Source organism: Candidatus Zixiibacteriota bacterium (assembly GCA_040752815.1).
Taxonomy (GTDB): Bacteria; Zixibacteria; MSB-5A5; order GN15; family FEB-12; genus JAGGTI01.
In genome coordinates, this window is record JBFMGC010000023.1 from 18,516 (window position 1) to 44,865 (window position 26,350).

Sequence of the window (26,350 nt, forward strand, 5' to 3'; positions counted from 1 at the left end):
GAGCAGTCGGGAGCGATAAGGTCTGTTGTTGCGCTGTGCGTCTTGCGGCGGCGGGCTGCCCGACCAAAGGGGAGGGTCACCGGGGCGAATTTTCCTGTAAACAGTTGGTCGGGAATTCCCGTATTTGGAATGCGTATCAGAACTACGACAAACTACTACCGACAAAAGGAGTTCACTCATGGCTGACAACATGCCCAAGCACGGGACCTTCTGCTGGAACGAACTGGTCACCCGCGACACCGGCGCGGCCGGCAAGTTCTATTCCCAGCTCCTCGGTTGGAAACTGAACGATTCCGGCATGCCCGGTATGAACTACACGATGTTCAAAGTCGACGGGATGGAACAGAGCGCCGGCGGCATGGTGGCCATGCCGGCCCAGGTCCCCAAGGAGGTGCCGTCGCACTGGATGGCGTACATAACCGTGGACGATATCGACGCCACCTGTGCCAAAGTCAAGGAGTTGGGTGGACAAGTGCTGGTCGGCCCGATGCCGGTGCCGAACATGGGGCGGTTTATCACGGTGCTGGATCCCACCGGCGCGGCAGTTTCGTTCTTCCAGTTCGAGTAAGCGCTGAACGAAGGTGACATGGTTGCTGGTGCCCTCCGCGGCGCACGCTGCGCCGGTCACCTGTAAGTCACCCCAGGCCTGCCGAAGAGTGGCTTTGGCTGACGTGCTATCGAGATCCCTTTACGAGGCGTTGTCGCGCGAGAGTTGTCCCAATCCCACCTTAAATGGTGGGCTACCGGGGCGAATTGCGTGGGCGGCGCCCGTAGCCGGCTAGGCCAACCCCTCCATGAAAAGCGCCAGGTACCGATCTCTGAATTCAGATGCCGACATGCTTTCTATTGATGCCGACAGGCGATCCAGTTGACGGCAACGCGCTCGACTTTGCTCCAACACCAGGTGTCGGTGCTCCGAATGAAAGCGCAGCATTTCCCGGCGGCTGAATCGCTTTCGATAAAGCTGCTGCAGTCGATGATAGACTGCCGCGCGGATCAGGAACCTGTCGCGTCGTGCAGGGTAGGCCAGTTCATGTTCTTCCACGACCGGGAGATGCGGGAATCGTTCCGTAAGAGCACGGGCAAATAACCCCACGCCATCCTCTCTTATCCTGTTCCGGGCGCGATAGAGCTTTACGCGCTCGAGACCGCACGATGGCGACCGGCTTTTGAGAATGAAACCGCTCAAATCGGCGATATCGTCGCACCGCACACGCCCGCGGGCATAACGATTCATTTGCACGGTCCAATCGGTACCGCTGAAAACGCTAACCATGCGGGGTTCGTCGGGCGTTCCCTCGAGGCGCACCGGCTCTCTTGGGACGGGCAGCCCCATCTCGACTTCAGGACACACCGCCACGAATTCTACACACGACCTGAGAGTGTCGGTGATGTACGAATTCCGCTTGTCGCCGCCGTCAAAACGTACCGCGTGGCCCAGCAGGCAGGAACTGACGCCGATTTTGATGGTCGAGTTCTGGGGGGATCGCTTGCTGACTGTGGTCCATGTTGTCTGTTTGTTGGCCATGGTACGGTACGAAATATACAGATTTCCGCAGAGACAGCCAAGATGACGTTTCGTGGATGACAGTTTGGCGGAGGGGGTATGCCTGGTGCCCGGCAGATGCCCTCGTCTGCCGGCGGAGGGCAGGACCTCACGCGAGAGGCTTATCCACTTTGTGCGAGGGTCGTTTCAATCCCACCCGCAAGCTGGCGGGGCACAGTGGCGACCGGGGGCGCCCGAGTCGTCTGGCATCATGAAGGTGAATTCCACGGCCCAAAATGCCGATAATAACGTAAAGTATTCCCCGATGCCAGATTATTGCGTCTCGTGTTGGTGCTTCAAGACGGGCCGTACATGAGCTCCGGGGTCAACAGGTTTCGATTTGTCTGAGCAGAAATCAAAACAGAACCCGCTGGTGGCCGAGTTAGATCGGCTACGGTCGCGGCTCGCCGCATTACAAAATGCGATAGGTTGCCAACTGTCCGCGTCGCACTCTTGCGCGATCGACCCTCCTCCCGCCACATATACGTCCGGACGCTGTATCGGCCATTCGATAGTCGATCTCAGCTACGAGGAACTGTTCAACGCCATAGAGGAGGGAATTGGGATCGTTGACGAGAATGAAGTATTCATATTTGTCAATCCGGCATGCGCCGCCATTTTCGACCAGCCATACTGCGATGCGGTTCTGGGAACAACGGTTTTCGACTACATCAACGACGATTATAGGCCGGTAATCGATCAGCAAACCGCCCTTCGCAAAAGCAACCACGCCACTCGCTACGAGCTACCCATTATCTCCAGGAAAGGCGTGCACAAGCACGTTCTCGTGTCTGCGACCCCCAGGTTCGGTCGGGACGGAGAGTATCTCGGCGCTATTGGCGCGCTGCTTGATATCACCGCGCGGAAGAAGATGGAAGGTTCCGTTCGGAAGGCGGAGGAACGGTACCGCCTGTTATTCGAGGGAGCGGAAGAGGGGATCGTGGTGGCGCAGGGGAGCGCCGTGCGTCTGGCCAACCCGGCGTTTACAAAACTAATCGGGTACAGCCTCGAGGAATTGATGTCCTTGCCGTTTGCGGCTGTTATTCACCCGGACGATCGAGACATGGTTATCGATCGCTACCGGAGGCGGCTGGCAGGCCAACAAGTACCCACCGGCTACGATTTCCGGATTATCACCCGATACGGCGAGACGAGATGGGTGAGAATTCATGCAAGTCTGATCAGGTGGGAAGGTGAAGACGCTATTCTGTGTTTTCTGGCCGATGTCACCGAGTTGAAGAGGTTACAGGAGCAGGCCGAGCGCGCCCAGCGGCTGGAAGCTGCGGGCCGAATTGCCGGCCAGGTGGCTCATGACTTCAACAATCTACTCGGCCCACTGGTGGCCTATCCGCAGATTGTCAGGGAGGAACTGGGAAAAGACCATCCGGCGACGGTCTACCTTGATACCATCGAGTCGGCGGCCGAGCAGATGGCCGAGATCAACCAGCAGCTCCTTGCACTCGGAAGGCGCGGCCATTACGACCTGGAACCCGTTAACATCAATGACGTGATCAGGCTGGTGCTCGACCAGATAGGCCCACGGAGCGCGAGTCTTGTGATAGATACCAGGCTTGCCGATGATCTGCTCGCCATCAAAGCCGGCGCCTCACAGATGATGCGCGTGCTTTTGAATGTGGCAACCAACGCGATCGACGCCATGCCCGAGGCCGGCCTCCTCACAATCTCGACAGAAAACTGGTGCGTGAATAATGCCATTGACTCCCAACTTCAGATTGAGCCGGGGGAGTATGTCAAAGTGACTATCTCTGATACCGGCCCCGGCATTCCCGAATATATATTGGACCGGGTGTTCGAACCCTTCTTTACAACTAAGAAAGCCGATAAGAAGCGCGGCTCGGGACTGGGGCTGAGTGTGGTTCACGCCATTGTGCAGGATCACAAGGGGTACATCGACATCGCCGGCACGCCCGGCGAAGGCACCTCGGTGCATCTGTACTTTCCAGCGACACGGGAAGCAGTCGCCGGACCTGACGAGACAATGATAGTCGGTGGCACAGAGTCTGTGCTGGTGATCGATGATGATGCACTGCAGCGAGAGGTGGTGCAGAATCTGCTTGACCGGCTCGGGTATCGTGCGGAAGCCGTGAGATCCGGCGAAATAGCCGCAACTCTGCTTGGGTCGAGGAAATTCGACCTGCTCCTCATCGATATGACCATGCCGTCGGGAATGGACGGGGTGGATGTCTTCCGACGTGCCGTGCAGTTGAATCCGGAACAAAAGGCGATCATCATATCCGGCTTTGCCGAATCCGAGCGCGTAGAAGAAGCCAGACGCCTGGGGGTGGGCGCGTTTGTAAAGAAACCGCTCACGCTCCGATCGCTCGCTACGGCAGTACGTCGAGAGCTTGATTGCGTGATCGGGAAAACCGAAATCACAGCGACGCCATAATTCATCATTCAGTAGTGGAGTGGGGATCAAAACCCAAGTCGGGTTCCACGCCTGAAAAGTGCCCGGCCCCGCGCAGAAGCGCGGGGTCTTCATGTGCCGGTGGCCTTATAACCGTGCCCGGCAGATGCCCTCATCTGCCGGCGGAGGGCAGTTCTTCGCGCGAGAGGCATCTCAACCCTGCCATAAATGGTGGGCCACCGGGGTCGGTTTTGTAAAAGAGGCTTGTCCATCCCCCTCCAAGGGTGGGGCATCGGGGCAGGAGCCGACAGCGTTGTTCACTTGTAGTTTTCGCTCTCTTGAGTGTGGGAAGGTGCCCATAGTCTCTGTGTACGGTTTAGCGGCGGTACGGGGCGGTCACCGTGATAACCCTGAACCAGAACGACTTGAGGAATCTTTGGGGCACCACCCGATCGGCACGCCTTTTGTCACTACAGGCTTGACCGGCATACTGAATAAGGCTGGAGATATGTATGAAAAATGAACATGGCTTATCGCTTATCGAGGTTTTGGTGTCGATGATCATCCTGGCTGTCGGACTCTTGGGACTGGCGCCGCTGGTGGTTATGTCTATCGAGTCCAACAGCATGTCGCAGGACGCGATGACGGTCAGCAACCTGGCCAAGGAGACGATCGAGACCTACGAAAACGCCCCGTCGCTGCCCCTCCTGCCGTTCGAGAACGAGGAGACCGGCCTGGAGGGCTGCTATAATCGCGCCACTCGCATTTGGGACAACACAGTCGATACGCTGGTGCCGTCGGGCCTGTGTCGCGTGGAAGTGGTGATCTCCTGGGAGGACAAGATGGGCGTGTCGCGCTCGGCGACCTACTCGACTCTGCTTGATAAAGATTAGTCGGAGGTTTACAGATGTTCAGCAAAAAGCTTCGAAATACGGCGGGTGTCTCACTCATAGAAGTGATGATATCCCTTATTCTGACCGGCCTCCTGGCGACCGCGTCGTTTCAGTTCTACTCGTCTATGAACGGCAGCACGCTGACCCAGCAAAACGTCTCCGATCTGCAGCATATCTGCCGCACGACGGTGTACGAGCTGAAGAAGTGCCTGCGCATGGCCGGCTACAAGATCGGCGCCCACGTGCCGTACCAGGTTTCCGGCGATACTCTCTTCGTATATCAGCAGGGCACCCAGCCGGTAGATACGATTAGCTACTTTCTGGTTCCCGCAGCCGTTCCTGACCTGGAAGGCGAACGGGGGCGGCAGTTGTACCGTCTCGTGCGGAGGGTCAACGGCGCGAGCCCCGCGGTGATGTCCGACCAGTTGGTGGGGATTGACTATCAAATAGTCGACTCCGCGAACGTGAATATCACCGTGACCGCGGAGTCGGTGCGCCGCGACCACGAGTATACGGAAAACGACGGTTACAAGAGATACTCGCTCGTGGAGCGGGTGAAAATCAGGAATGTCAATTAACCCGGAGTGACTGCCATGGCAGGCTTGAAGAATTCGCAGGGATCCGCGCTGCTGGTAGTGCTGGCGTTGATACTGCTGGCATCGGTGGCCGCGATGATTTCATTCGATGCGGCCAGTACGGAGATAGAGTTGTCATACAATCAGATACATGAAGACCAGGCGTTCTATGTCGCCGAATCGGGCGCGATCAAGGCCTTCTCGGCGGTCAATGTCGACTCGTCGTGGCGCGCTGGGTTCGAAAATGAGCCGTTCAGCGAGGGGATCTTCACGGTCACGTTGAGAGACTCTGTTGACGACCCTGCCCTGGCGGACACGGTAATTGTTCTCTCAACGGCCGAAGTGGACGGCTGCCGCTCGACGGTCGAATTGACTTTAATTCCCGACATCATATATCCATTCTCGTACGCTCTGTTCGCGGACAGTGCGATAGACATCAAGAACAGCTTCGTGACCGACTCTTACAATTCGGATTCCGGCAAGTACGCCACGACCTATCTCAATGAAGGCGGCGACGTGGGGTCTAATGGCACGATAAGTGTCAACCTGGGCGCGTCTATCGGCGGGGACGTGGCTACGTCGCTCACCGGCGGAGCGCAGGTTCAGTCCGGAGCCACTGTCACCGGTACGGTGACCGATGCCGCGCCGGAAGTCGAACTACCGCGTATATCAGACGAAGAGTTTACCTGGGCGGAATCCGTCAATGCCGCCAAGACCGGTTTGTCCGGCAACTGCACCTACAAATCGGGGACCAACGAGCTTCAGGCAACGGGTCCGTTCACCCTTAAGTCTGGCGTGTACTTTTTCTCAAGCATTACGCTCTGGAACTCGGCTTCGCTGCATCTGGCGCCCGGGGCCGAGGTGACCATCTACGTCACCGGCAATATCGAAGTGAAGAACTCGGGAGAGATCAATCCCGGCGGCGATGCCGGCGACCTGATGATCTATTCCCGCGGAGATCTGATTCTGAAGAACAGCGGCAATATAAGCTGCGTCTTTTACAACCCCGACGGGACCGCCGATCTCCGGAACACCGGTGAATTGTACGGTTCCATTGTGGCCGGTGATATCGTTGCGCACAACAGCGCGGAGTTTCATTACGATCGCAGCCTGGCGACAATCAAGAGAAAAGGCATAGACAACTACGACATGGTAGCCTGGCGCGAGGTTCTGTAAAGCATGTCCACATGTCCTGGTGACATTGAATGGAGATACTACTATGAAGAGGTTAAGAAGTAACAGCGGTTCGGCGCTCCTGGTAGTGCTGGCTCTGATGTTGCTGGTGTCGGCGGTGGGTATCATCACGATCGACACTGCCAATACCGATATTGAGCTGTCCTACAACCAACTCCACGAGGACCAGGCCTTCTATGTCGCCGAGGCAGGCGCCAAGCAGGCACTCTGGGCGATCAACGACAGCAACGCCTGGCGCGACGGCTATGCGGAAAAATCTTTCGGCTCGGGCGTGTACTCTGTGACTCTTACCGATTCGCTGGTAGACACCCTGCTGTTCGATACGGTGATTATACGATCCACCGGTGAAGTCCAGGGTTCGCGAACGACTATCGAATTGACGACCGTGCCGGTATACCGGTACCCGTTCCGGTATGCCATGTTTGCCGACGCCGGAATTGTCCTGGACCGCGAGACCTGCACGGACTCGTACGACTCGGATTCCGGAACCTATGCGGCGACCGTGATGGACTCGCTGGGTGATATCGGCTCAAATGGTACCATCACTTCAGCGCAGCTGGTCGAATTCGGTGGAAACGTATCGGTTGCTACTCCGGGCGGAATCACGCTGGGAGCCGGCAACACCGTCCACGGCGACACGACCTCGACAGCGGATTCGGTAGCTCTCGATCCGGTCCCGTCGACGGAAATGGACTGGGCGCGATCTAACAGCATCGCCCAGTCCGGCCTGAGCGGCGTGGGCTATACTTATAATAACGGTACCAAAACGCTCACCACCGGCCAGAGCGGTACCATAACAATGCAGAGCGGAGTGTACTACTTCTCCAGCATTACCCTGGGGAAGAACTCGAGCATCACTCTTGCACCGGGGGCAAATGTAAGAATCTATGTGGCAGGTAATATTCTGTTCAACCAGGGTTCTGTATTCAATGCCACTGGAACGCCGTCCGACGCTTTGATTTTCTCGACCGGCACCTCGCTTACCTTCAACCAGGACAACGTTTTCAACGGAGCCTTCTACGGACCGGACGCTCACATACAGTATGACCAGACGACCCAGGTCTTCGGAGCCCTCGTGGGCAACACGATCAAACTGGACCGGTTCGCCTGCTTCCACTATGACCGCAGTCTCGCCAAGGTGACCTACGGTACCACCGGTGAGATGATTGCCGTCGCGTGGGGGGAGACTTACTAACTCGGCGCGCAAAACCAGACTGCCATAGCAGGGGCAGAGCCGAATTGGGGCTCTGCCCTTTTTATTGTCGCAAAGCTGCACCGTGAGTGGGGACCCCTGTGGTTTCGACAACCCATCTTGCCGAAAAGTGATTCCTTCCTCCCTGTGGATTCATTATTAATAATGCGAAACGCGGCTAGGGATCAGTGTGATCCAGTCAACCAGAGTGACCATCGGAGAATGTACTACTTATGACCCCCAATCATTTTATTATCGTGTATCGACCACCAAGGCCGACCTTTGCCGAAGATGCAACCGAAAAGGAATCGGCTATAATCGGTGAGCATTTCGAGTTTCTCAAAAGGCTGCTGGCCGACAAAGTGCTTTTGATCGCCGGCCGCACCGACGATGCCAGCATGGGGATTGCGGTTTTTCAAGCTCCTGATCGCCCGGCGGCGGAGAAGATCATGCGGGCCGATCCGGCCGTGAAGGCCGGGGTGTTCAGCGCCGAGCTGCATCGGTATCGGCTGGCTCTGTTTGCGGGGAAGTAGGGCTGGACGACCGAGGCCGGACGAATTCCTGTCATCATCACGCGTCGAGTCCGCGTGACCTACTAAATCGTCTGCGTCACGCGGGCGATTGCCAGGCGACCCAGTTCCGGCGCGCCGACAAACTCGATATGGCGATTGTCCAGGACGTTCTGTACAGTCAGCGTGAAGCGCGTATCCGCCAGCAGGTCGATACCGGATGTCAAATCCACCAGAACATACGAATCCACCCGGCTGCCGATAAACGGGCTGATCATGTTGAAGGCGTCAACATAGCGCAACCGCGCCTGAGCCTCAAATTGCCGCTTCGGACTATTGTACTGCAATGACAGGCCGAACTTGTTCCGCGGAGAGTTCAGGTAGATGTCATGCACCTGTTCGGCGTCTTTGGCGAAAAAGTTCTTGCTGATATACGAATAGCTCCCGCCGATGTCCCAATGGCGATTCAGATGGTAGGCGAAAGAGAGATCGACACCGTAAAGGGTCACGTCGCCGAAGTTGCGATAAGTGACGAGCAGGTCGGTCGGATCGAGCGACTCTTCGGGGCTGACCGTGCCGAACGGGATACGCGCCGCGCCGGAGGTAAACATAGTAGTCAACTCATCGACCGGCGTGCCATTGCCGTTGCCGCCGAAGGAGGGATTGTCTAATTGGTCCAGGGTGGCGCGTGTGGTGGGATCTTCAGCCATGTAGTTGTTCAGGAATTGCGGGCCAAGGTATCCTCCCAGCGTAGTCGGATCAAGAAAGACGTTGGGTGTTTCGACAGTCAGCGGCCCTACAAAACTGTGTTTCTTTGTGCGGTAGGCATCGACAGAAAATCGCAGTCGGTCGCGCAGCACACCTTTATAGCCAATTTCAAAAGTCTGGGTAAACGACGGTTCAAGGGGATCGATATCACCAATATCGCTGACATCCGAGGGATCAAACGTCCGCGTATCGGGATTGAATGTCATCATCGTATTGTTGACACCGGCCACGCTGGCTGGGGTTACACTGTCAACGGCTGCCATCATGGCACCGACCGTGACGGGATCGAGACCGGCCGCGGTCAGGCGCTGCTGCAGACCGGCCCTGACCGCGCCACGCCCAGCCGACCACATAACGTTGGTGAAAACAGGGTCGTCAAATTCGATGTAGTCACTCGTGGTGAGTTCACGCGGATCGAGCGGTGCAAATGGAGAGCGAAACAGGGGGCCGTTTTCGTCTATCCGCCAGTGGAACCCGGTTTCAGGCACGCCATGCACGCGCACGTTTATGTCCGGCCGAAACCCGAGGGCGGGTTCGAAACTTGCGCCTATCCCAAACGGGTCGTATGACTGCATGATATCCAGGTACAGATTGTTAATATCCGGCGTGGCATAGGCGCGGTTGTAAGTAAACCGTAGGCTGTTGTTTTCATCGGGTTGGTAGACGACCGCCGCGCGCGGCGAGAAGACCAGGTCCTTCAGGCGGTTGTGATCGTCTACACGAGCCGCGCCCAGCAGTTTGACATGATCCGAAAGCCGGTGCTCGGCCTGAACGTACGCGCCGACTTCGTCGACATTGTCGTTATCCTCGTTGCGGCCATTGATCGTGTAATCGGTATTGGGGCGGGTGAAGATACCATCCGCGCCATAGGTCAGGCTCCACCGCTCATCGGGTTGATAGCTGTGTTGTACCTGGGCGACCCAGGTGCGCGAGCGATCGACAATCAACTGCCCGGTGTTCAGAAGATAGGTATCACCGGCGTCGCTGGCGTTAACATACCCCTGCACGAACAGATCTTTGTAGCGAAATCGTGTCTGAAAATAGGTATAGGCCCAGTCGATCGCCTGCGCCGCGCTAACGCCGGTCAGCTCGATGCCGTCGCCGCGATTGTAGCCGCCGTTGACAATCAACGATGTGTTCTCGTTGATAAGGAAATCCACCCGCGCCTCGCCGGCCAGCTTCTTGATCTTGAAATCACGCGCGTTGCTCACCAGTCCGCTAACCGTGTCGGGTCCCTGCGGGGTGGGGCGGAACTTGGCGACCTGGTCCGGCTCGGACGGCTCATGGTGTTTCCAGTCGAGTCCCTCGTAGTACTGGCCGCTGAACTTGTAGCCGACCCGGTTATTCACGTTGCCGGCGTGGCGAAACGACCCGAGCATCAGCTCGCGCTCGCCGCCGCCGAGACTGACCGTGGTTCCCTCCGACTCGAACGGCGATTTTGTGATCATGTGCATCACTCCGGCGGCGGAATTCGGCCCGTAAAGGGCCGAGCCCGGACCGGAGACCATTTCGATGCGTTCGATATCGGCATCGACAGTCGGGATGAAATTGTAGGCGTTGTAACGCAGCGATGGCACCCGCGCGAAACGGTTGTCCACCAGCACGAGCAGCGCCGTGGAGAAGATGTTGTTGAATCCGCGCGTGACCATGTTGGTCTGGTTCAGGCCGGTGCGAGCCATGTCCACACCGGGCAAGTTGGAGACATGGTCGGTGGGGGTAAGCGTAGTGCGCTCCTGGATGGTTTCGGCGCCAACCACGCTGACCGCGGCGGGAGCATCGTTAAGCTTCTCGGGTCGGCGCGACGCCGTCACTGAGATGGTATGCAGGTCGATCGCCCGAGGCGTGAGGCCGATCTCACGGCGAATCTGCTCGGAGTCGCTGCTGAACGTCAGCTGAATCGTTGCTGTAGAATATCCCACAAAAGAAATACTGACCAGATATTCGCCCGGCGGAATATTCTCTATATCGAATGAGCCGTCATCGGCCGTGGCCATACCGAGAGTCTTACCGGCCATGCGCACGGGGTGCAGACTCACGGTGGCGCCCAGCAATGGCCGGCCATCGGTTTCGTCAGAGACCACGCCGCTGAACCCGGCGCACAGCGCGCTCAGGGGCGCCGCGACCACCGCCGCAGTGAGAATGGCCACGCACGAGGATTCGAAGGAAGGGAAAGAGAACATCATAACAGCATCTCCTGAAAGTGGGACCTACCTTTACAGACGACAGACTGCACGGCAGAACGTGAAACCGGCTTCGTGCGATCATCAGTCAGGCTGGTAGGTTGTTTTGATAGAAGAGAATATCAGTTAAGGCGAGGACAGGCGCAAGCGGTTTTGCATGGACCAGAATGGGGCGAAAACGCCCTTTCTCGTGGGCCGTTGAATGGGGCGTGTCAAGACGAAGGGCGGCGCTTCCGAGAATGCTCGGGCGGCGCCGCCCATGGGGTAGAAGGGCGCCTTGTGAAGAGCACCTTTACATCATAAGGGCGCGAAACACGACATCATGTACCCCGCCGATCACAACGTCGCGATTATGGTGCTCCATTAGCTGCGCCAACTGACGCTTGCAATTCGAACAGGGGGCGGCGCAGAATTTCGCGCCGGTGTCATCGATCTGTTTCAGTTTCATCTTGCCCGATACTTCCATCCGAAAAGCCTTGATTTCGTCCATGGCCGACAGGCCGCCACCCCCGCCGCAACACCAGTTCAAGTGGCGGTTGGGGGTCATCTCGCGGAAATCGGCGCAGGCCGCTCTCATGATGATTCGCGGCTCTTCCACAATTCCACAGCTGCGGCCGAAGTTGCAGGGATCGTGATAAGTAACCGGTTCGGGATTCGCGCTCCGGTCGAACCGGAGGGCGCCCCGCTTCACCATGTCGGCCGTGTACTGAAGGACATTGGTGATCTCGAAAGGCAAATCGCCCCACCATTTCCCCTTTTCCATCATGAATTTCATGATCCGGTGAGCATGCCCGCATTCGCCCATCATGAGGGTGTTGCAGCCGAGCCGCTTAGCCTCGTCGATGTACAGCTTGTTGTCCTCTTTCATCGACTTGTCGTCGCCCGTGAACAGGCCGTAGTTGGCTCCGTCAAAGGCTCTCGAACTAAGCGTCCAACTCTGTCCCAGCTTGTGAAAAACTTTGGCGATGCCCATGACCGCCTCGGGATTTACGAGGAGATCGCCCGACGGCGGCACGAAGAAGATTTCCGCGCCCATCTCGTCGTACGGTATGCGGACGTCTATGCTGCACTGGTCCTTGATTTCTTCTTCGAGAAAACGCACGGTATCTTTCAGCGCGGCCTCATTGGCGCCATCGGTATTTCCGGTTTCCAGCGATATTTTGACCACTCTTTGCAATCGTTCCGGGGTCCAGCCCAGGCCATCGGCGATCGCCCTGCCCTTGCGCGTGATCACCGAGTTGTCGATACCCATGGGGCAGAAGGTGGCGCAGCGGCGGCATCCCGTACACTCGTAGAAAGCAGTGACAAAGCGCTCCATATCGCCGTTGAAATCCTGAGCGCCGACTGCAGAACCAAAGAGCTTTCCTGAGGTTGTGCAGTGTCGCTTGTAGACGCCGCGCACCAGGTCGGAGCGCCTAACCGGGTTGCGCAATTCGGTCGGCTCACCGTGATAGACCGGACACACCTCGGCGCACGTACCGCAGCGAATGCAGGTTTCCATGTAGAGCCGAAGAGCTTTTGGCCCTCCGCGGATCGCCCGGCAGGCGGCGGTGACGGACTGTTTGAGTGCCTCGCCCTGCACTTTGGGGCGGAGGAGCGGCTCGCTTCTTAGCGTTGATACCGGAACTTCCGAGTGTGACATCACGCACCTGCCTTTCTAAGCTCTCTGAATCAAGGTTTGAGTGAAGAAGATTCCTCCCAGATGCAGAATCTTGCTGAACGGGAGAAACACGAACAGGAGCTGGGCCAGCAGGAAGTGCAGCGTGAACATCGGGCTGCCCGGCAGCGACTCTGCGCTTAGCGAGAACCCGGCCAGTTGCGAGAAGTACCGGCGGGTCAGCTCCAGGTTGAAGTGTTCGCCGAAGCGCAAGGCGTTGCCGGTAACGAGTACGGCAATTATGAGCAGCAGAACCAGCGTGTCGGCAAAATTGGTAACCTCCCTTACGCGTCGAATCGCCAGGCGCCGGGCCAGGAGGACAAGGGCCATGGCCAGGATTAGCAGCCCGGCGGTTCCACCGCTTATTGCGCTCATGCGGTCGGCGTTGATTCCGAGTGCCGCCCACAGGCCGGGGAAATCTGTGAACACGCGTATGTGGCCTACGACGATCAGCGCGAGCGTGGCATGAAATATCCACGCCGACGCCCAGAGAAACTTGTCACCGAGGAACAAACCGGGGAAGAACAAGGACTCCCTGAACACTCCCCAGAACGTAGCCGCCTTTCCGACCGGGGCGGGGAAGAGGGTGATCGCGGCGGGTTGGGGCGTTTTGATCCAGACGCGGATGCGATAAGCCATCGCCGGGATGAAAACCAGTAATGTCAAATAGGGTAAGAACCCGAGGATAAAGAATTCCACAATCAGTTTTCCTTTCTACGGCCCTCAGAAGCGGCCGGCCATTTAGCGGCCGCCGCCGGCCTGTTGGTCAATATGTCTCCAGCCGCGCTCTCAAAGACAACCGTGTGGTCTTGGCAAGCCCGCCAGGCGATACGCCCCCCGGGCGACTCCGCACGGGAACATCTGGCAGACATAGCGGGAACTGAAGCCGGTTGCCTTGCAGATGCGCACGATCGGCGGCCCTTCGCCGGTTTCGACGTAGTAGCTTCTCACGAAGTCGATCACTTTCCAGTGGTCCTCGGTCAAGGGATCGATGTCGTTCTTGCGTGCCAGCTCCTCGGCCACCTCACGTGTCCAGAGCGACATCTGTTTAAGAAAGCCGTCGTTGTCCTCGATGCTTCCCGACGGCATAGCGGCTTGTACCATGACAACTCCTGTTATAGAGGCGTTAGCTATCGTCCGCGCTGAAACCCGGGCGGCAGCAAATGGATTCGCGATTGGCGATCTTGCGATGGGCGCCGGCGCCCCGCGCACCGGGGCGGGAGTTGACCGGCAAGGCAAAAGACGTATATTATGGACCAAGAAGAGCGGCCGCCGGGCCGAGGCCCGGCCGGTTGCTGCTTCGCGACGCGACTTGGCGGGTCGGTTTTAAGCTGCTGATCCCGCCGAGTTGCGTTCTTTTTCTTTCGTCTGTGTCCTGCCGGCTCCTGCGTCCGGCTGCCCTCGAATCCTCCTTTCTGTCCTCGCTTCAGTGCGTGGACAGGTGGCTATCGCCCGACGAGCTTTGTGCCTGACGCCGGGATCCGGCTATCAGCGCCATCAATGTCGAGGCGTCAAAACTCGAATCGACCACCGCGAATACAAGACGATCGCATTCATCCGGCAAATCGCTACGTTTGCCGACCAGTATAATTCTGACGAACGGGATGCGGGGGTCCTCATATATGAGCCGGGCAAACTCCAGACTTCGCTCCGCACCCAGGGAGCAGTCGATCACCATGTAATCGGGCCGGAATTCCTCGACACACATCGAGCAACGGTATTCGCAATCGGTCACTTTCAGGTTGAATCGCGAGGGGTCTATCCCCTCGCGCATTCGTGTGGTAAAGGCGTCGCGGTTCGACACGACCAACACATTCGGCCGCTGGCCGACTACACGTGCGTAGTAGTCGCACTCCTGACACGATCCTTTGCAGAACAAACCGACATACCCGGCCTGCGCGGGAAGATCGTGCAACTCGTAACAGCGGAGCGTGCCCGAGCGATATACGATACACTCGCGGCAGCCGTCGGGGATGCGGCCATCGGTGGAATTGAACTCCCAGCAATACTGAAATCGCGCCGGGCTGTCAGGCGTGGGTAAGGTCACCGGCCGGCCCTCGAGAACCGGCGCCAATGCCGAGCGCGGCACGCGATGGTGCCCGCCCGGCGTGCGCAGCGCTTCGATTTTGCCTGATCTTATCCACTTTAAGACCGTGTCCGAGGTCACCCGGCAAAGGGCCGCTGCTTCGCCGGTCGAGAGCAAGTCGGAGCGCGCTTCAGCTATAGGGGATCTTCTATTGATGCTGGGTCGTGACATCGGTATCGACTTTATCGGTTTTATTGATTCTATCGGATAACCTATGCTGGTTGCTTGCTGCTGTCAAGAAGAAAATGGGCAATTAAGTCTTTGTATGTCTGTTTAGTCTATGATTGCCGAGTTGGTGGCAGAGGCTGGTGTTCCGTAAAGTATATGTATAATCGGCACTTAGCTAAGGCGTAAAGGGTGCCCGCCAGCCTCGTTTCTTCCTGTCAATAAACGAGTTATCAAGTTCACCGGCGGACGGGCTACTGATTTTATGTGAAAAAAATAACAAACAACCTTGACAGGACTCTCCATCGCCGCTATTATCATATCAAGTTGCCTCAGGGTCTTTTGAGAGAGACACCAGGTGGTGTCGACCCGCGCTGCGGCGGGCTGGCGAGCTCCGTAACGTGCAGCGCCGTCGGGCACGGTAGCCCGTCGGCACACGAGGAGTCGGGCGGAGTCGCCCGACAGAATGTTAGGCGACGGGCTTTTTCGACAGACCCCTTGATACGGACTGTTGTGCGAACGATGTGGTGATATAGGGAGTTTCCAGATGGCCTACTTTGAACCTTCGGTCGGCACCGACGAGCATATCAAAGCGGACACGCTGGTGGTAGGCGGCGGTATCGCCGGCATGACCACGGCAATCGAAACCGCCGAGCTCGGTCGGCATGTCGTGCTCGTCGAACGGGAACCGTCGATAGGCGGCCGGGTAGCCGCTATGAATCAGTATTTTCCCAAGCTCTGCCCACCGCAATGTGGTATTGAGATTAACCTCAAACGGATGCGCATCAATCCGTTCATCCGCGTGCTTACCCTTGCCGATATCGAAAGCGTCTCCGGCAAACCCGGCGATTTCGATATCCGCCTGCGTCTGAAGCCGCGCTTCGTAAACGAGCGGTGCAACGCCTGCGGCGATTGCGAGAAGGTGTGCGAGATCGAGCGCGAAGACACCTTCAACTACGGCTTGAAGAACACCAAGGCGATTTACCTTCCGCACCAGTTGGCGTATCCGTACCGATATGTGGTCGATCCGCAATACGTGTCAGACGACCGCATGAAAAAGTGTGTGGAGGCCTGCCAATACGGGGCGATTGATCTCGGTATGAAGGCCCGCACCGTGACGGTCAAGGCCAAGGCGGTAGTGTGGGCGACCGGGTGGCGGCCCTACGATGCCGCCCGGCTGGACAATCTCGGATTCGGCAAATTCCGCAATGTGGTCACGAATGTCATGATGGAGCGGATTGCATCGCCGACCGGTCCAACCGAAGGGAGAGTAGTGCGGCCCTCGGACGGAGCTAATATCGCCAGGATCGGTTTCGTGCAGTGCGCCGGATCGCGCGACGAAAAACACCTGCCGTACTGTTCGGCGGTTTGCTGTCTGGCGTCGATGAAACAAGCCACTTACGTGAGAGCGCAGTACCCCGAGGCGGAGATACATATGTTCTATATCGATGTCCGCTCGCCGGGACGCATGGAAGATTTCTACACGAAAATGCAGCAGGACCAGAAGTTCTACTTCCATCGAGGCAAGGTGGCGAAAGTCACGGAGAACCCGGCCAACGGAAATGTTATCCTCGAGGCGGAAAACACGCTTACTGGTCAAATAACCAGTACCGAAGTTGAAATGGCGGTGCTGGCGGTAGGGATGGTGCCGAACAGCGCCGACAATCCACCGCCGCTCGATACAACGCGTGACGAATTCGGCTTCGTAGTAAATGATCATGGGCGCGGCGTAATCGGCGCCGGCACGACTGTGCGGCCGTTCGATGTCGCCTGTTCAGTGCAGGATGCCACCGGCGCGGCCCTGAAGGCGATTAACGCGGGCGGAGGGAGGTAAGAGCGATGGAACCGAAAACCGGTGTTTATATCTGCAGGGGATGTGATATCGCCAAATCGATAGATTGCGACAAACTGGTTAAAGTCGCCACCGAAGAGGCCAAGGCTGAAGTGGTCAAGGTCTGCGACATTCTGTGCGGACAAGAGGGCATCAATCTCATTAGAGGCGATATCAAAAACCAGGGAATCAATCGTGTGGTAGTGGCGGCCTGTTCGACGAGGGTTTTCCCGGAGCTGTTTGATTTCGGTAAGGACGTGCTGGTCGACCGCACCCCCCTGCGCGAGCAAGTGGCGTGGTGTCACCCGCCAAATCACGAAGACACCCAGATGCTGGCGGAGGACTACGTCCGCATGGGTGTAGCTAAAGTCAAAGCAACCGAGCCGCCTGAGCCGCTGATCGAGAAGACAAGCAAGGACGTACTGGTTATCGGCGGCGGAATGACCGGACTGACCGCGGCGAAGGCGGCCGCCGATGCCGGATACATAGTCACGTTGGTCGAGAGAGAGGCGAATCTCGGCGGCTGGGCCAACCGGTTCAAGAAGATCTTCCCCAAGCAACCGCCGTATCGTGAACTGGAAGACATCGGACTTCCGGAATTGATCGAACAGGTCGAGCATCACCAGAACATCACGGTGCGGAAGTCGACGGAAGTCGCGAAAACAGCCGGCCAGCCGGGGAAGTTCACGGTCGCGCTCCAGAACGGAGGTCAGGCCGAAGAGCTCACAGTCGGTTCGATCATACTCGCCACTGGATGGAAACCGTACGAAGCGGAGAAGCTGGTGCATCTTGGGTATGGGTCATCTCCCAATATCATTACCAATGTCGCGATGGAGGAGATGGCTGCCAACGGCGGAATCAAACGGCCGTCTGATGGTAAGCCGATCGATAGCATCGCGTTCATCCAATGCGCCGGTTCGCGCGATCGAGATCATCTGCCATACTGCTCGGCGGTGTGCTGCCGTGTCTCGCTAAAGCAGGCACTCTACGTCCGGGAGCAGTATCCCAACGCGAAGATCTACATTATTTACAAAGACCTCCGCTCGCCCGCTCAGTACGAACGATTTTATGCACGGGTGCAGGACGACGACGCGGTGTTCTTCACCAAGGGTGAGATTGCGTCGGTGTCCTCAGACGCGGACGGCAAAATCGCCGTTGACGTGAAAGAGACTCTTCTCGGCGAGGATATTCGCATCAAGGCGGACATGGTCGTGCTGGCAGCAGGCATGGTGCCGTCGACCAAGGTCCCTGATGAGTTAGTAGAGGCCGCCAAGCGGGCTGCCGAACCACAGCAGCAAGGAGCCGAACAGCCGCAAACGGCCACCACTGCTGACGGCAAAAAAGAAGCAGCCGGGGCCGAGCTTGGGGCGAAGATACTCAATCTGGCCTATCGCCAGGGAACCGACCTACCGACTCTCAAATACGGCTTTCCGGATTCGCATTTTATCTGTTTCCCATACGAAACCCGTCGCACGGCTATCTATGCCGCGGGTGCAGTAAGAGCGCCAATGGATTTCTCTTCGGGAGCGAATGACGCTTACGGCGCCGCCATGAAGGCGATCCAGGCGGTCGAGGCGATCTCCCAGGGGCGATCGCTGCATCCCAGGGCAGGTGATCTGAGTTATCCGGACTTCTTCCTACAACGCTGCACGCAGTGCAAACGGTGCACGGAGGAGTGCCCGTTCGGAGCGCTCGACGAGGACGACAAGGGTACACCCAAGCCCAATCCACTCAGGTGCCGCCGCTGCGGTGTCTGTATGGGCGCCTGCCCGGAGCGGATTGTCTCGTTCAAGAACTACAACATTAACATGGTCTCACAGATTATCAAGGCAATTAACATCCCGGACGAATTCGAAGAAAAACCGCGCATTCTCGCGTTCGTGTGCGAGAACGACGCCATGCCGGCGCTTGACGCCGCCGCCATGAAGCGGCTGCAGTACAACGCCATGCTGCGCATTATTCCGCTGCGGTGTCTCGGTTCCATGAACACGGTGTGGATCAGCGACGCGCTGGCGTCGGGATTCGACGGCGTGATTCTGCTCGGCTGCCGCAAGGGTGACGAGTACCAGTGCCATTTCATCCGCGGCTCCGAACTGGCCGAATACCGTATGGGGAACGTGCGCGAGAAGTTGAAGCAACTGGTTCTCGAAGAAGAGCGGGTGTTGGTGCAGGAAGTTTCGATTGTTGATGGGGACAAGATCCCGAAGATATTCGATGATTTCCTGGCGACAATAGAGTCGGTCGGCCCGAATCCGTACAAGGGAATGTAGCCGGGATAATCAGACAAGTCCTATCCTCTCTAAGCCCCCGATGAGGGGGCTTATTTTTTGCCGCCGCCTGCTGGAGCCAGCACCCTGCGCTTTTTCGCTTTACACGTCGTGGGATATGATGTACTGTGTGATCAGATCAAGCAACTTGGCAGGACAAGCGAGAATGAGCACTCACCAGTGTGACTGGTAACCGTCAGGATATGGGTGTGAGCTTCGCGGCTGAAGTGATTCATGGATTGGTGCGGGCGACTCTGTCGTGCTACTCTGCCGGCTCGGTCGGTATAGGCAGCTGCTGTGTTCCACATCCCTCGCGGCCGCCTCCGCAGCGACCCTCTCAACGGCCCTTACAATCTGTCTTCTAAACAAGAGCAAACTAGCTGCGAATAAGGAGGCAACTATGTACATACTGCGAATGCGCGCGGCACACTTAGTCATACCGTGCTTCGCCGTACTGCTTCTCGCCGGACCGGTGTTGGCGGGCGCGGAGAATCTAGTCGCTGACCAGGTGAGGTTCACACTAACATATGACTGGGTTGAGATTGACTCGACTACTGACAATCGGAACGAACAGATCGGAACTGTCAGCTTCCAAGTTCGGTTTGACCAGGCCAGGGCGGGCTATTTGCAGGGAGCAACGATCCGACTGCTGTATAACCCTGCTTACTTGGATCTGGTCGATGCCCGTCCTGTCCCCGGTTGGGGCAGTGTGGTTCCGCCGGATCCAATTGAGGAGGCAATCGGTGAACTGATGCAGGTTACTTACCTAATCGATCCTGCTCCCGGCGCCTCTACGATTCCCATACTTACCACACCCACCGATCTGGCCGAGTTCGATTTTGTCGCAAAGTGCCAACCCGGTGCACAAACGAATGCGGTGCAAATTGTCTATTCGTCGGTAATGACCACTGTAGACGATGGGACCGACGTGCATCATGTCACCACACTATCACGTATTACCCATGGCTGGATCAGGACCCGGTCCGATTTGGTCTGGCAATTCAACATTGCTGCTGTCGACTCCAACCGGATTGTCTGTCCTGGCGCCCTTGGGACGGAAATCCCGGTGCCGATCTATGCCCTCACCAATTTCAGGCTGGGTGATATCGAAATGTATATCTCATTTGATAACACCAAACTCACCTTCCTCGGACTGGCGAACTGGGAAGGTTATTTCTCAGATGCTCAGTATGGCTTGGTGGAACCTGGGCTGCTCCAAGTAATACTAAACACCGATGAGGCAGTGCATGCGCGCCATGAGTTTGCCGGCGGCACCAAGATGCTCGACATGCTCTTCTACGTGCTTGGGAACTGGCAAGGATCTTCGGCCAATGTGATATTCTCCACCGTCCCGGACGTTATGATAGCTCAGGGCTCTGGCTATTGCACCGAGATGGAGTTCGGGGGTGTCTACCCCTTTAGCGGCCAAGTGCACATCCCGGCCTACCATGCTACATTCTCCACCGAATTCACCGACGGCGGGACATTGTCGCTGGTCGACGATGAAGTATCGATGATGATCAATCTGACCAACAACTTCCCGGCGGGAGGTGCATGGCACTCGATCATCGCGAACCTGTGCCTGGGTCTGAATCTTGAGAAATCCGGTCTGCTCACTTACGAGGCGATCAACTTCGGACCGACGACCTACGATGGTGAGCTCGGGCAGGAGTTATCGCTGTGGGCCGAGTACAATCCGGGTTTCCTTGGTATGACCGAGACTCCTCAGGATATGGTTTCGTTCAATATCAGGACTGTTTCCGGCTTTACCCCGCCGACCAGCTATGATAACCGGTTTTACCCAATCGTGTATCAAACGGTTTGGGACTCGGACCCGAACTACAATGCCCGCGTGACAGATACAACTGGGCGGGTTACCTTGAACAACTCTGCAGGTACCCTAACGTGGGACAATCCCCAGGTCGAGTACCTCATGGGCGAATACTACTGCAATCCTGTGCAAGTGGGATCGGGTTATATAACCCAGGACTACTTCACCCGCAGTGCTTTCGCGCTTCATGACTTCAGAGTGAAGATCACCGTGACCGGCGATCACCACATGTGGGATATCGCGCCCCAACCCGGGGTAATGGTCGAGAGCTTTGACAATGTCAATTTCAAGTGGGCGATCCTGAAAGCCGGCCCCGAGTGGGCCGATCAGGCGCCGACAAGCACACGCACCAAGTTCGCCAGCATCACTTACGCGTACTGGGGCGGAAGCAACCTAGTGATGGCGCTGGCAGGTCCGCCTCCGCAGGGGCATTGGGTAACCAAGGTCTCGACTGTCGCATTTCAGTTCGATGCCGCATCGGGATACTACATGAAAGACCCGGACTTGGTGGATCAGCACGAGGTGGCGATCGGCAATTCGATTGTCAACCGGTGGTGGGTCAACAACGACGATCCGCCATACGACAACATGACACGTCTGGGTGAATTCGGCACTCCGGTGGCTTATGAGCTGGAGCAGAACTACCCGAATCCTTTCAATCCGTCGACCGAATTCTGGTACGGTCTGCCGGAAGGCGCTTTCGTCGAATTGTGCGTCTACAACATCACCGGCCAAAAGGTGGCCACGTTGGTGAGCGGCTGGCAGGACGCCGGCTATTATCACCAGGTCTGGGACGGCACCGATCTCGCGAGCGGCGTATATTTTTACCGGTTGCAGGCCAACAGCTACGTCCAGACCCGGAAGATGATCTTGCTCAAGTAGACATCACGTCTTGCGTCGGCATCCGTCCGGGCACGGCTGACTGACGGCATGACCACGCAATTGTGATTAGACCCTCCAATTGGGGGGTCTTTTCATATGGTCAATACGCAAAATAGGATAAAAATAGCCATATCTTCTTACAAGATATAGCTAACTTTTCATCGAAGCGACGGCACTAAGCAGTCGGATTTTGTGCAATTCCAGTTGGACACATATAAGTACTATATTATGTGTCAATACGTTACGGAGGGACTTAAGGTATATCGGGGAATTGACGATACACTTAATACGGATTGGGAGCAAATTATTTTTTTCACATTTTCGCCTTGACAGAATCACGAGATTGTGTTACCAAGATAGTGCGATAGTGAAAAATGTAACTAACTTCGGCCGACGGCTCGTCCGCTTCTGACAGGTGGTTGTCAGGCCTCACGGGAGCGCCGACCGCAGCCTTTTCCGGCGATGTGGATAACTAAGCGACTCTAAGATACTCAATCAGATTCAGGAGCTATGATGGCAAACGCATTTCCGAAAACTCCCAAGCTCGACGAGCTTGAGAAGGGTAAATGGCCAAGCTTCGTAACCGAGATCAAAATGGCGGCCAGAAAGAACCCGATGAGTCGGGACCTTCTGGGGCTGCTGGAACGGTCATACGACGAAAAGCTCGGCCACTGGAAACATGGGGGGATTGTCGGGGTGATGGGATATGGTGGCGGCGTTATCGGCCGGTACTCCGACCTGCCGGACGAGTACCCGAATATATCGCACTTTCATACGATGCGTATCAATCAGCCCGCCGGCTGGTTTTACACCAGCGATGCCCTGCGCAAGATCTGTGACATTTGGGAGAAGCACGGTTCGGGTCTTACCAACATGCACGGCTCGACCGGCGACATAATTCTGCTGGGGACCAGCACCGATCATCTCGAGCCGGTCTTCTCCGAACTGCAGAAAATCGATTTCGATATCGGCGGTTCCGGGTCGGATGTACGTACGCCGAGCTGCTGCTGCGGCATGGCGCGGTGCGAGTGGGCCTGCTATGACACGATGGCTGCCTGCTATGACTTTACCATGGCGTTCCAGGACGAAATCCACCGCCCGGCGTTCCCGTACAAATTCAAGTTCAAATTCTCCGGATGCCCGAACGACTGTGTGGCGTCGATTGCGCGTGCCGACATGTCAATTATCGGCACCTGGCGCGACAACATCCAGGTCGACCAGGCGGCAGTCAAAGAATACGCCGACAAAGGCATGAACATCCAACGCGACGTAGTGGGCAATTGTCCTGCCAAGTGCATGGACTGGGACGGCAAGCAGCTCAAGATCGAGAACGCTTATTGCCGTCGCTGCATGCATTGTATCAATGCTCTGCCCAAGGCTCTGGCTCCCGGTAAGGACCGTGGTGCCACCGTACTACTCGGTTCAAAGGCGCCGATTGTCGAAGGCGCATTGCTGTCTTCGGTGCTCATACCGTTCGTGAAGATGGAGCCACCCTACCAGGAGATCAAGGATGTGATTGAGAACATCTGGGAAATCTGGTGCGAGGAAGGCAAGAACCGCGAGCGCGTGGGTGAGTTCATCCAGCGCGTGGGCATGGGCAATTTCCTCGAAGCGATCGGCCTGGAGCCGACGCCCGAGATGGTGGCGCATCCGCGCGAGAACCCCTACGTCTTCTATGAAGAGTATTTCGAGGAAGATGAGGGCGAGACGGAAGCCGCCAAGGCCTGAACCTGAACCCGGAAACGAAGAAAAGCAAAGGATACCATATGGCTGATGTGATGCAAGACCGGCGGACCGACTACGGACCGCCTCATTACGAGCAGTTCCTGCCGCCGATCATCAAGGAAAACTACGGCAAGTGGAAGTACCACGAAGTGCTCAAGCCGGGCGTGATGGTGCACGTGTCGCATTCCGGCGCGAAGCTCTACACCGTCCGGGCGGCGTCGAGTCGACTGCTCAGTATCGACAAGATCAGGATGTATTGTGACCTGGCCGACAAATACTGCGGCGGCCATTTGAGATTTACCAGCCGCCACAATGTCGAGTTTCTCACGGACAAGTTTGAAAATATCGAACCGCTTATCAAAGACCTGAAAGCGATCGGTCACCCGGTGGGCGGGATCGGCAACTCGATCTCGGCGATTGTCCACACCCAGGGCTGGATTCACTGCCACTCGGCGGCCACCGATGCGTCGGGGATTGTCAAGGCGGTCATGGATGATGTGATCGATCACTTCGAGAACATGAAACTGCCGGGCAAGCTGCGGATTGCTCTCGCCTGCTGCCTGAATATGTGCGGTGCGGTGCACTGTTCCGATATCGCCATTCTCGGTATCCACCGCCGTCCGCCGCGCATTCAGCACGACAAGGTCAAGAAGATGTGCGAGATACCGAACGTGAGCGCCTCCTGCCCGACCGCAGCGATTCGGCCGGCGCGGGTTGGCGGTCACGAGTCGATCGAGATTATCGAAGAACAGTGCATGTTCTGTGCGAACTGCTTTACGGTCTGTCCGGCGCTGCCGATTGCCGACCCGCTGAACGATGGTGTATCGATCTGGGTGGGCGGCAAGGTGTCGAATGCGCGGCACGAGCCGATGTTCTCCAAGCTGGCGATTCCGTTCCTGCCGAACAATCCGCCGCGCTGGCCCGAGGTGACGACGGCCATTTCCAATCTGGTCGAACTGTGGGCGGCCAACGCTCGCAAGTATGAGCGGATGGGCGAGTGGATCGAGCGCATCGGCTGGCCGAAGTTCTTCAAGATGGCCGGAATCGAGTTCCAGAAGGAGCATATCGACGACTTCAAGCATGCCGGCTTGACCTATAAGCGCTCAACGCATCTAACTTTCTAAGGAGTGTCAGATGGCAAAAACGGCCCAGGAAGTTGCCGAGACCATGTACAAGATGGTCAAAGAGGCTCAGGGCGTGAAGAAACTCAAGGCCATGGACCTCACCAAGGCTGTAACCCAGCTTTTCGGCGATGATGTTGACAAGGCGACCTGCAAGGAAGCGATCAAAGAGCTGATCAACTCCGGTCGCTGCGTCTACACCTATTTCGGCGGCAGCTATATCGAGCTGCCCCACAAAGAGGGCGCGGCCAACTGAGCGAGCGGGGTTTTCGCGCATGACGCTGAGTTGTCCAAGGCTGGTTATCGCCGGGCTCTCCGGAGATTCGGGCAAGACGATAGCCAGCCTCAGCCTTGTGCTGGCCTTAAGACAGCGAGGCCTGCGCCTCTCTGTTTTCAAGAAAGGGCCGGACTATATCGATGCTGCCTGGCTTGCTTGGGCGGCCGGTTCGGTTTGTCGCAACCTTGACACTTACATGGTGGCGGCTGAAAGAGTGTCGGCGTCTTTTGCAGCGGCGGCCGGGAACTCGGACCTTGCCATCATTGAAGGCAACCGCGGACTGTTCGACGGCAAAGACAACGAGGGAACACACAGCACCGCCAACCTGGCGAAGCTGCTCAGGGCTCCGGTTGTTTTGGTTGTCAATTGCACCAAGACCACCCGCACGGTCGCGGCGATCGTGAAGGGCTGTCAGGTGTTCGACGCCGATCTGCGCCTGGCAGGAATCATTCTCAATCAAGTGGCGGGGAAGCGGCACAGGCAGGTCATCACCGATGCCATCGAGCAGACCTGCCGGATACCGGTACTCGGTGAGATCCCTCGTCTGTCGGCGAGCGATACGCTGATCCCGGGGCGGCACCTTGGACTGGTAACGCCGGCTGAGTTCGGCGAGAGTGATTCGCTTGCGGGGCAACTGAGAACGCTGGGCGAGCGGCATCTCGATCTCGATCGACTGCTCCAGATCGCTCGGAACGTCGAACCGCTGCCGGCGCCTGACGTCAGTGAGACCGCACCGTCGCCCTCGCGGGTTCGAATCGGATATTTCCGTGACCCGGTGTATACGTTCTACTATCCGGAAAATCTGGAAGCGATCGAGCACGCCGGTGCCGAGCTGGTCACGATATCATCGTTTGCCGACACGCACCTGCCGGATATCGCTGGCCTTTATATTGGCGGCGGGTTTCCTGAGACTCAGGCTGACAAGATCTCCAAGAACCAGACGCTGCTTCGGGCTGTGCGGTCGGCGATCAACAACGGTCTTCCGGTCTACGCCGAGTGCGGCGGTTTGATCTACCTGTGTCGTACTCTGCGGAGCGGCTGTGTGATCTATCCGATGGCCGATGTTTTCCCGGTGGATCTTGTCATGGCAGGGTCGCCGGTGGGTCATGGATACACTGAATCGACGGTTGATCGACCCAATCCGTTTTTCGAGATCGGCGCGGTGCTGCGCGGCCACGAGTTTCATTACTCGGGACCGGACCGCCCGCTCCCGGAGAAGGTTGGCTGCCTGGTCATGCAGACGGGCACCGGTCTCGGCAATGGCCGGGACGGGCTGGTCTACA

Annotated in this window: 20 protein-coding genes; 14 read left to right on the plus strand and 6 right to left on the minus strand. The window is 57.3% G+C overall.

What is annotated here, in order from left to right; genetic code table 11:
* Positions 1 to 178: 178 nt before the first annotated feature.
* Positions 179 to 568, plus strand: a complete 390-nt coding sequence (locus tag AB1772_07445) for a VOC family protein (GenBank protein ID MEW5796181.1) — start codon at positions 179 to 181, stop codon at positions 566 to 568.
* A 210-nt stretch (positions 569 to 778) separates the two neighbouring features.
* Here AB1772_07445 and AB1772_07450 read toward each other — a convergent pair whose 3' ends face one another.
* A complete protein-coding gene (locus AB1772_07450) occupies positions 779 to 1,528 on the minus strand; it encodes a DUF523 and DUF1722 domain-containing protein (protein MEW5796182.1) in 750 nt (249 codons plus the stop codon).
* A gap of 358 nt (positions 1,529 to 1,886) precedes the next feature.
* On the opposite strand from AB1772_07450, the gene AB1772_07455 reads away from it, so the two are divergent.
* From AB1772_07455 to AB1772_07480, 6 genes are all read left to right on the plus strand, one after another.
* Entirely contained in the window at positions 1,887 to 3,956 is a 2,070-nt protein-coding gene (locus tag AB1772_07455) for a PAS domain S-box protein (GenBank protein ID MEW5796183.1), read from the plus strand.
* A gap of 470 nt (positions 3,957 to 4,426) precedes the next feature.
* Entirely contained in the window at positions 4,427 to 4,807 is a 381-nt protein-coding gene (locus tag AB1772_07460; protein MEW5796184.1) for a prepilin-type N-terminal cleavage/methylation domain-containing protein, read from the plus strand.
* A 14-nt stretch (positions 4,808 to 4,821) separates the two neighbouring features.
* A complete protein-coding gene (locus AB1772_07465) occupies positions 4,822 to 5,385 on the plus strand; it encodes a prepilin-type N-terminal cleavage/methylation domain-containing protein (GenBank protein ID MEW5796185.1) in 564 nt (187 codons plus the stop codon).
* A gap of 15 nt (positions 5,386 to 5,400) precedes the next feature.
* Positions 5,401 to 6,558: a hypothetical protein gene (locus tag AB1772_07470; protein ID MEW5796186.1), complete on the plus strand. Its 1,158-nt coding sequence runs from the start codon at positions 5,401 to 5,403 to the stop codon at positions 6,556 to 6,558.
* 43 nt (positions 6,559 to 6,601) lie between these two features.
* Positions 6,602 to 7,771, plus strand: coding sequence for a hypothetical protein (locus AB1772_07475; protein ID MEW5796187.1), 1,170 nt, complete (start codon positions 6,602 to 6,604; stop codon positions 7,769 to 7,771).
* Positions 7,772 to 8,001: 230 nt separating this feature from the next.
* Positions 8,002 to 8,301: a YciI family protein gene (locus AB1772_07480; protein MEW5796188.1), complete on the plus strand. Its 300-nt coding sequence runs from the start codon at positions 8,002 to 8,004 to the stop codon at positions 8,299 to 8,301.
* Positions 8,302 to 8,363: 62 nt separating this feature from the next.
* Here AB1772_07480 and AB1772_07485 read toward each other — a convergent pair whose 3' ends face one another.
* The 5 genes from AB1772_07485 to AB1772_07505 all read right to left on the minus strand — a co-directional run bounded on the left by AB1772_07485 (position 8,364) and on the right by AB1772_07505 (position 15,139).
* Complete coding sequence (locus AB1772_07485; protein ID MEW5796189.1) at positions 8,364 to 11,228, minus strand: TonB-dependent receptor; 2,865 nt, start codon at positions 11,226 to 11,228, stop codon at positions 8,364 to 8,366.
* A 289-nt stretch (positions 11,229 to 11,517) separates the two neighbouring features.
* Entirely contained in the window at positions 11,518 to 12,867 is a 1,350-nt protein-coding gene (locus AB1772_07490; protein MEW5796190.1) for a (Fe-S)-binding protein, read from the minus strand.
* A 15-nt stretch (positions 12,868 to 12,882) separates the two neighbouring features.
* Positions 12,883 to 13,581 carry a respiratory nitrate reductase subunit gamma gene (locus AB1772_07495; GenBank protein ID MEW5796191.1) on the minus strand — a complete coding sequence of 233 codons (699 nt, stop codon included), beginning with the start codon at positions 13,579 to 13,581 and terminating at the stop codon, positions 12,883 to 12,885.
* A gap of 90 nt (positions 13,582 to 13,671) precedes the next feature.
* Positions 13,672 to 13,986 (minus strand): TusE/DsrC/DsvC family sulfur relay protein, encoded by a 315-nt coding sequence (locus AB1772_07500; GenBank protein ID MEW5796192.1) that lies wholly within the window; start codon positions 13,984 to 13,986, stop codon positions 13,672 to 13,674.
* Between the two features lie 322 nt (positions 13,987 to 14,308).
* Positions 14,309 to 15,139 (minus strand): excisionase family DNA-binding protein, encoded by an 831-nt coding sequence (locus AB1772_07505; protein ID MEW5796193.1) that lies wholly within the window; start codon positions 15,137 to 15,139, stop codon positions 14,309 to 14,311.
* Positions 15,140 to 15,680: 541 nt separating this feature from the next.
* Here AB1772_07505 and AB1772_07510 point away from each other — a divergent pair.
* The 7 genes from AB1772_07510 to AB1772_07540 form a co-directional block, all read left to right on the plus strand.
* Entirely contained in the window at positions 15,681 to 16,967 is a 1,287-nt protein-coding gene (locus AB1772_07510; GenBank protein ID MEW5796194.1) for a CoB--CoM heterodisulfide reductase iron-sulfur subunit A family protein, read from the plus strand.
* 5 nt (positions 16,968 to 16,972) lie between these two features.
* Positions 16,973 to 19,234: an FAD-dependent oxidoreductase gene (locus AB1772_07515; GenBank protein MEW5796195.1), complete on the plus strand. Its 2,262-nt coding sequence runs from the start codon at positions 16,973 to 16,975 to the stop codon at positions 19,232 to 19,234.
* A 397-nt stretch (positions 19,235 to 19,631) separates the two neighbouring features.
* Positions 19,632 to 21,944, plus strand: a complete 2,313-nt coding sequence (locus AB1772_07520; protein MEW5796196.1) for a T9SS type A sorting domain-containing protein — start codon at positions 19,632 to 19,634, stop codon at positions 21,942 to 21,944.
* 513 nt (positions 21,945 to 22,457) lie between these two features.
* Positions 22,458 to 23,672 carry a dissimilatory-type sulfite reductase subunit alpha gene (gene dsrA / locus AB1772_07525; GenBank protein MEW5796197.1) on the plus strand — a complete coding sequence of 405 codons (1,215 nt, stop codon included), beginning with the start codon at positions 22,458 to 22,460 and terminating at the stop codon, positions 23,670 to 23,672.
* Between the two features lie 50 nt (positions 23,673 to 23,722).
* Positions 23,723 to 24,793, plus strand: a complete 1,071-nt coding sequence (dsrB, locus tag AB1772_07530; protein ID MEW5796198.1) for a dissimilatory-type sulfite reductase subunit beta — start codon at positions 23,723 to 23,725, stop codon at positions 24,791 to 24,793.
* Between the two features lie 10 nt (positions 24,794 to 24,803).
* On the plus strand, positions 24,804 to 25,046 hold the full coding sequence (locus tag AB1772_07535) for a hypothetical protein (protein MEW5796199.1): 243 nt from the start codon (positions 24,804 to 24,806) through the stop codon (positions 25,044 to 25,046).
* Positions 25,047 to 25,065: 19 nt separating this feature from the next.
* Positions 25,066 to 26,350: cobyrinate a,c-diamide synthase (locus tag AB1772_07540; protein ID MEW5796200.1), on the plus strand; the 1,285-nt coding region annotated here is incomplete at its 3' end.

Coding starts and splice junctions, on each gene's coding strand:
- AB1772_07445 (MEW5796181.1), top strand. CDS start 179: ATGGCTGACAACATGCCCAAGCACGGGACCTTCTGCTGGAACGAACTG.
- AB1772_07450 (MEW5796182.1), bottom strand. CDS start 1,528: ATGGCCAACAAACAGACAACATGGACCACAGTCAGCAAGCGATCCCCC.
- AB1772_07460 (MEW5796184.1), top strand. CDS start 4,427: ATGAAAAATGAACATGGCTTATCGCTTATCGAGGTTTTGGTGTCGATG.
- AB1772_07465 (MEW5796185.1), top strand. CDS start 4,822: ATGTTCAGCAAAAAGCTTCGAAATACGGCGGGTGTCTCACTCATAGAA.
- AB1772_07470 (MEW5796186.1), top strand. CDS start 5,401: ATGGCAGGCTTGAAGAATTCGCAGGGATCCGCGCTGCTGGTAGTGCTG.
- AB1772_07475 (MEW5796187.1), top strand. CDS start 6,602: ATGAAGAGGTTAAGAAGTAACAGCGGTTCGGCGCTCCTGGTAGTGCTG.
- AB1772_07480 (MEW5796188.1), top strand. CDS start 8,002: ATGACCCCCAATCATTTTATTATCGTGTATCGACCACCAAGGCCGACC.
- AB1772_07485 (MEW5796189.1), bottom strand. CDS start 11,228: ATGATGTTCTCTTTCCCTTCCTTCGAATCCTCGTGCGTGGCCATTCTC.
- AB1772_07490 (MEW5796190.1), bottom strand. CDS start 12,867: ATGTCACACTCGGAAGTTCCGGTATCAACGCTAAGAAGCGAGCCGCTC.
- AB1772_07500 (MEW5796192.1), bottom strand. CDS start 13,986: ATGGTACAAGCCGCTATGCCGTCGGGAAGCATCGAGGACAACGACGGC.
- AB1772_07505 (MEW5796193.1), bottom strand. CDS start 15,139: ATGTCACGACCCAGCATCAATAGAAGATCCCCTATAGCTGAAGCGCGC.
- AB1772_07510 (MEW5796194.1), top strand. CDS start 15,681: ATGGCCTACTTTGAACCTTCGGTCGGCACCGACGAGCATATCAAAGCG.
- AB1772_07515 (MEW5796195.1), top strand. CDS start 16,973: ATGGAACCGAAAACCGGTGTTTATATCTGCAGGGGATGTGATATCGCC.
- AB1772_07520 (MEW5796196.1), top strand. CDS start 19,632: ATGTACATACTGCGAATGCGCGCGGCACACTTAGTCATACCGTGCTTC.
- dsrA (MEW5796197.1), top strand. CDS start 22,458: ATGGCAAACGCATTTCCGAAAACTCCCAAGCTCGACGAGCTTGAGAAG.
- dsrB (MEW5796198.1), top strand. CDS start 23,723: ATGCAAGACCGGCGGACCGACTACGGACCGCCTCATTACGAGCAGTTC.
- AB1772_07535 (MEW5796199.1), top strand. CDS start 24,804: ATGGCAAAAACGGCCCAGGAAGTTGCCGAGACCATGTACAAGATGGTC.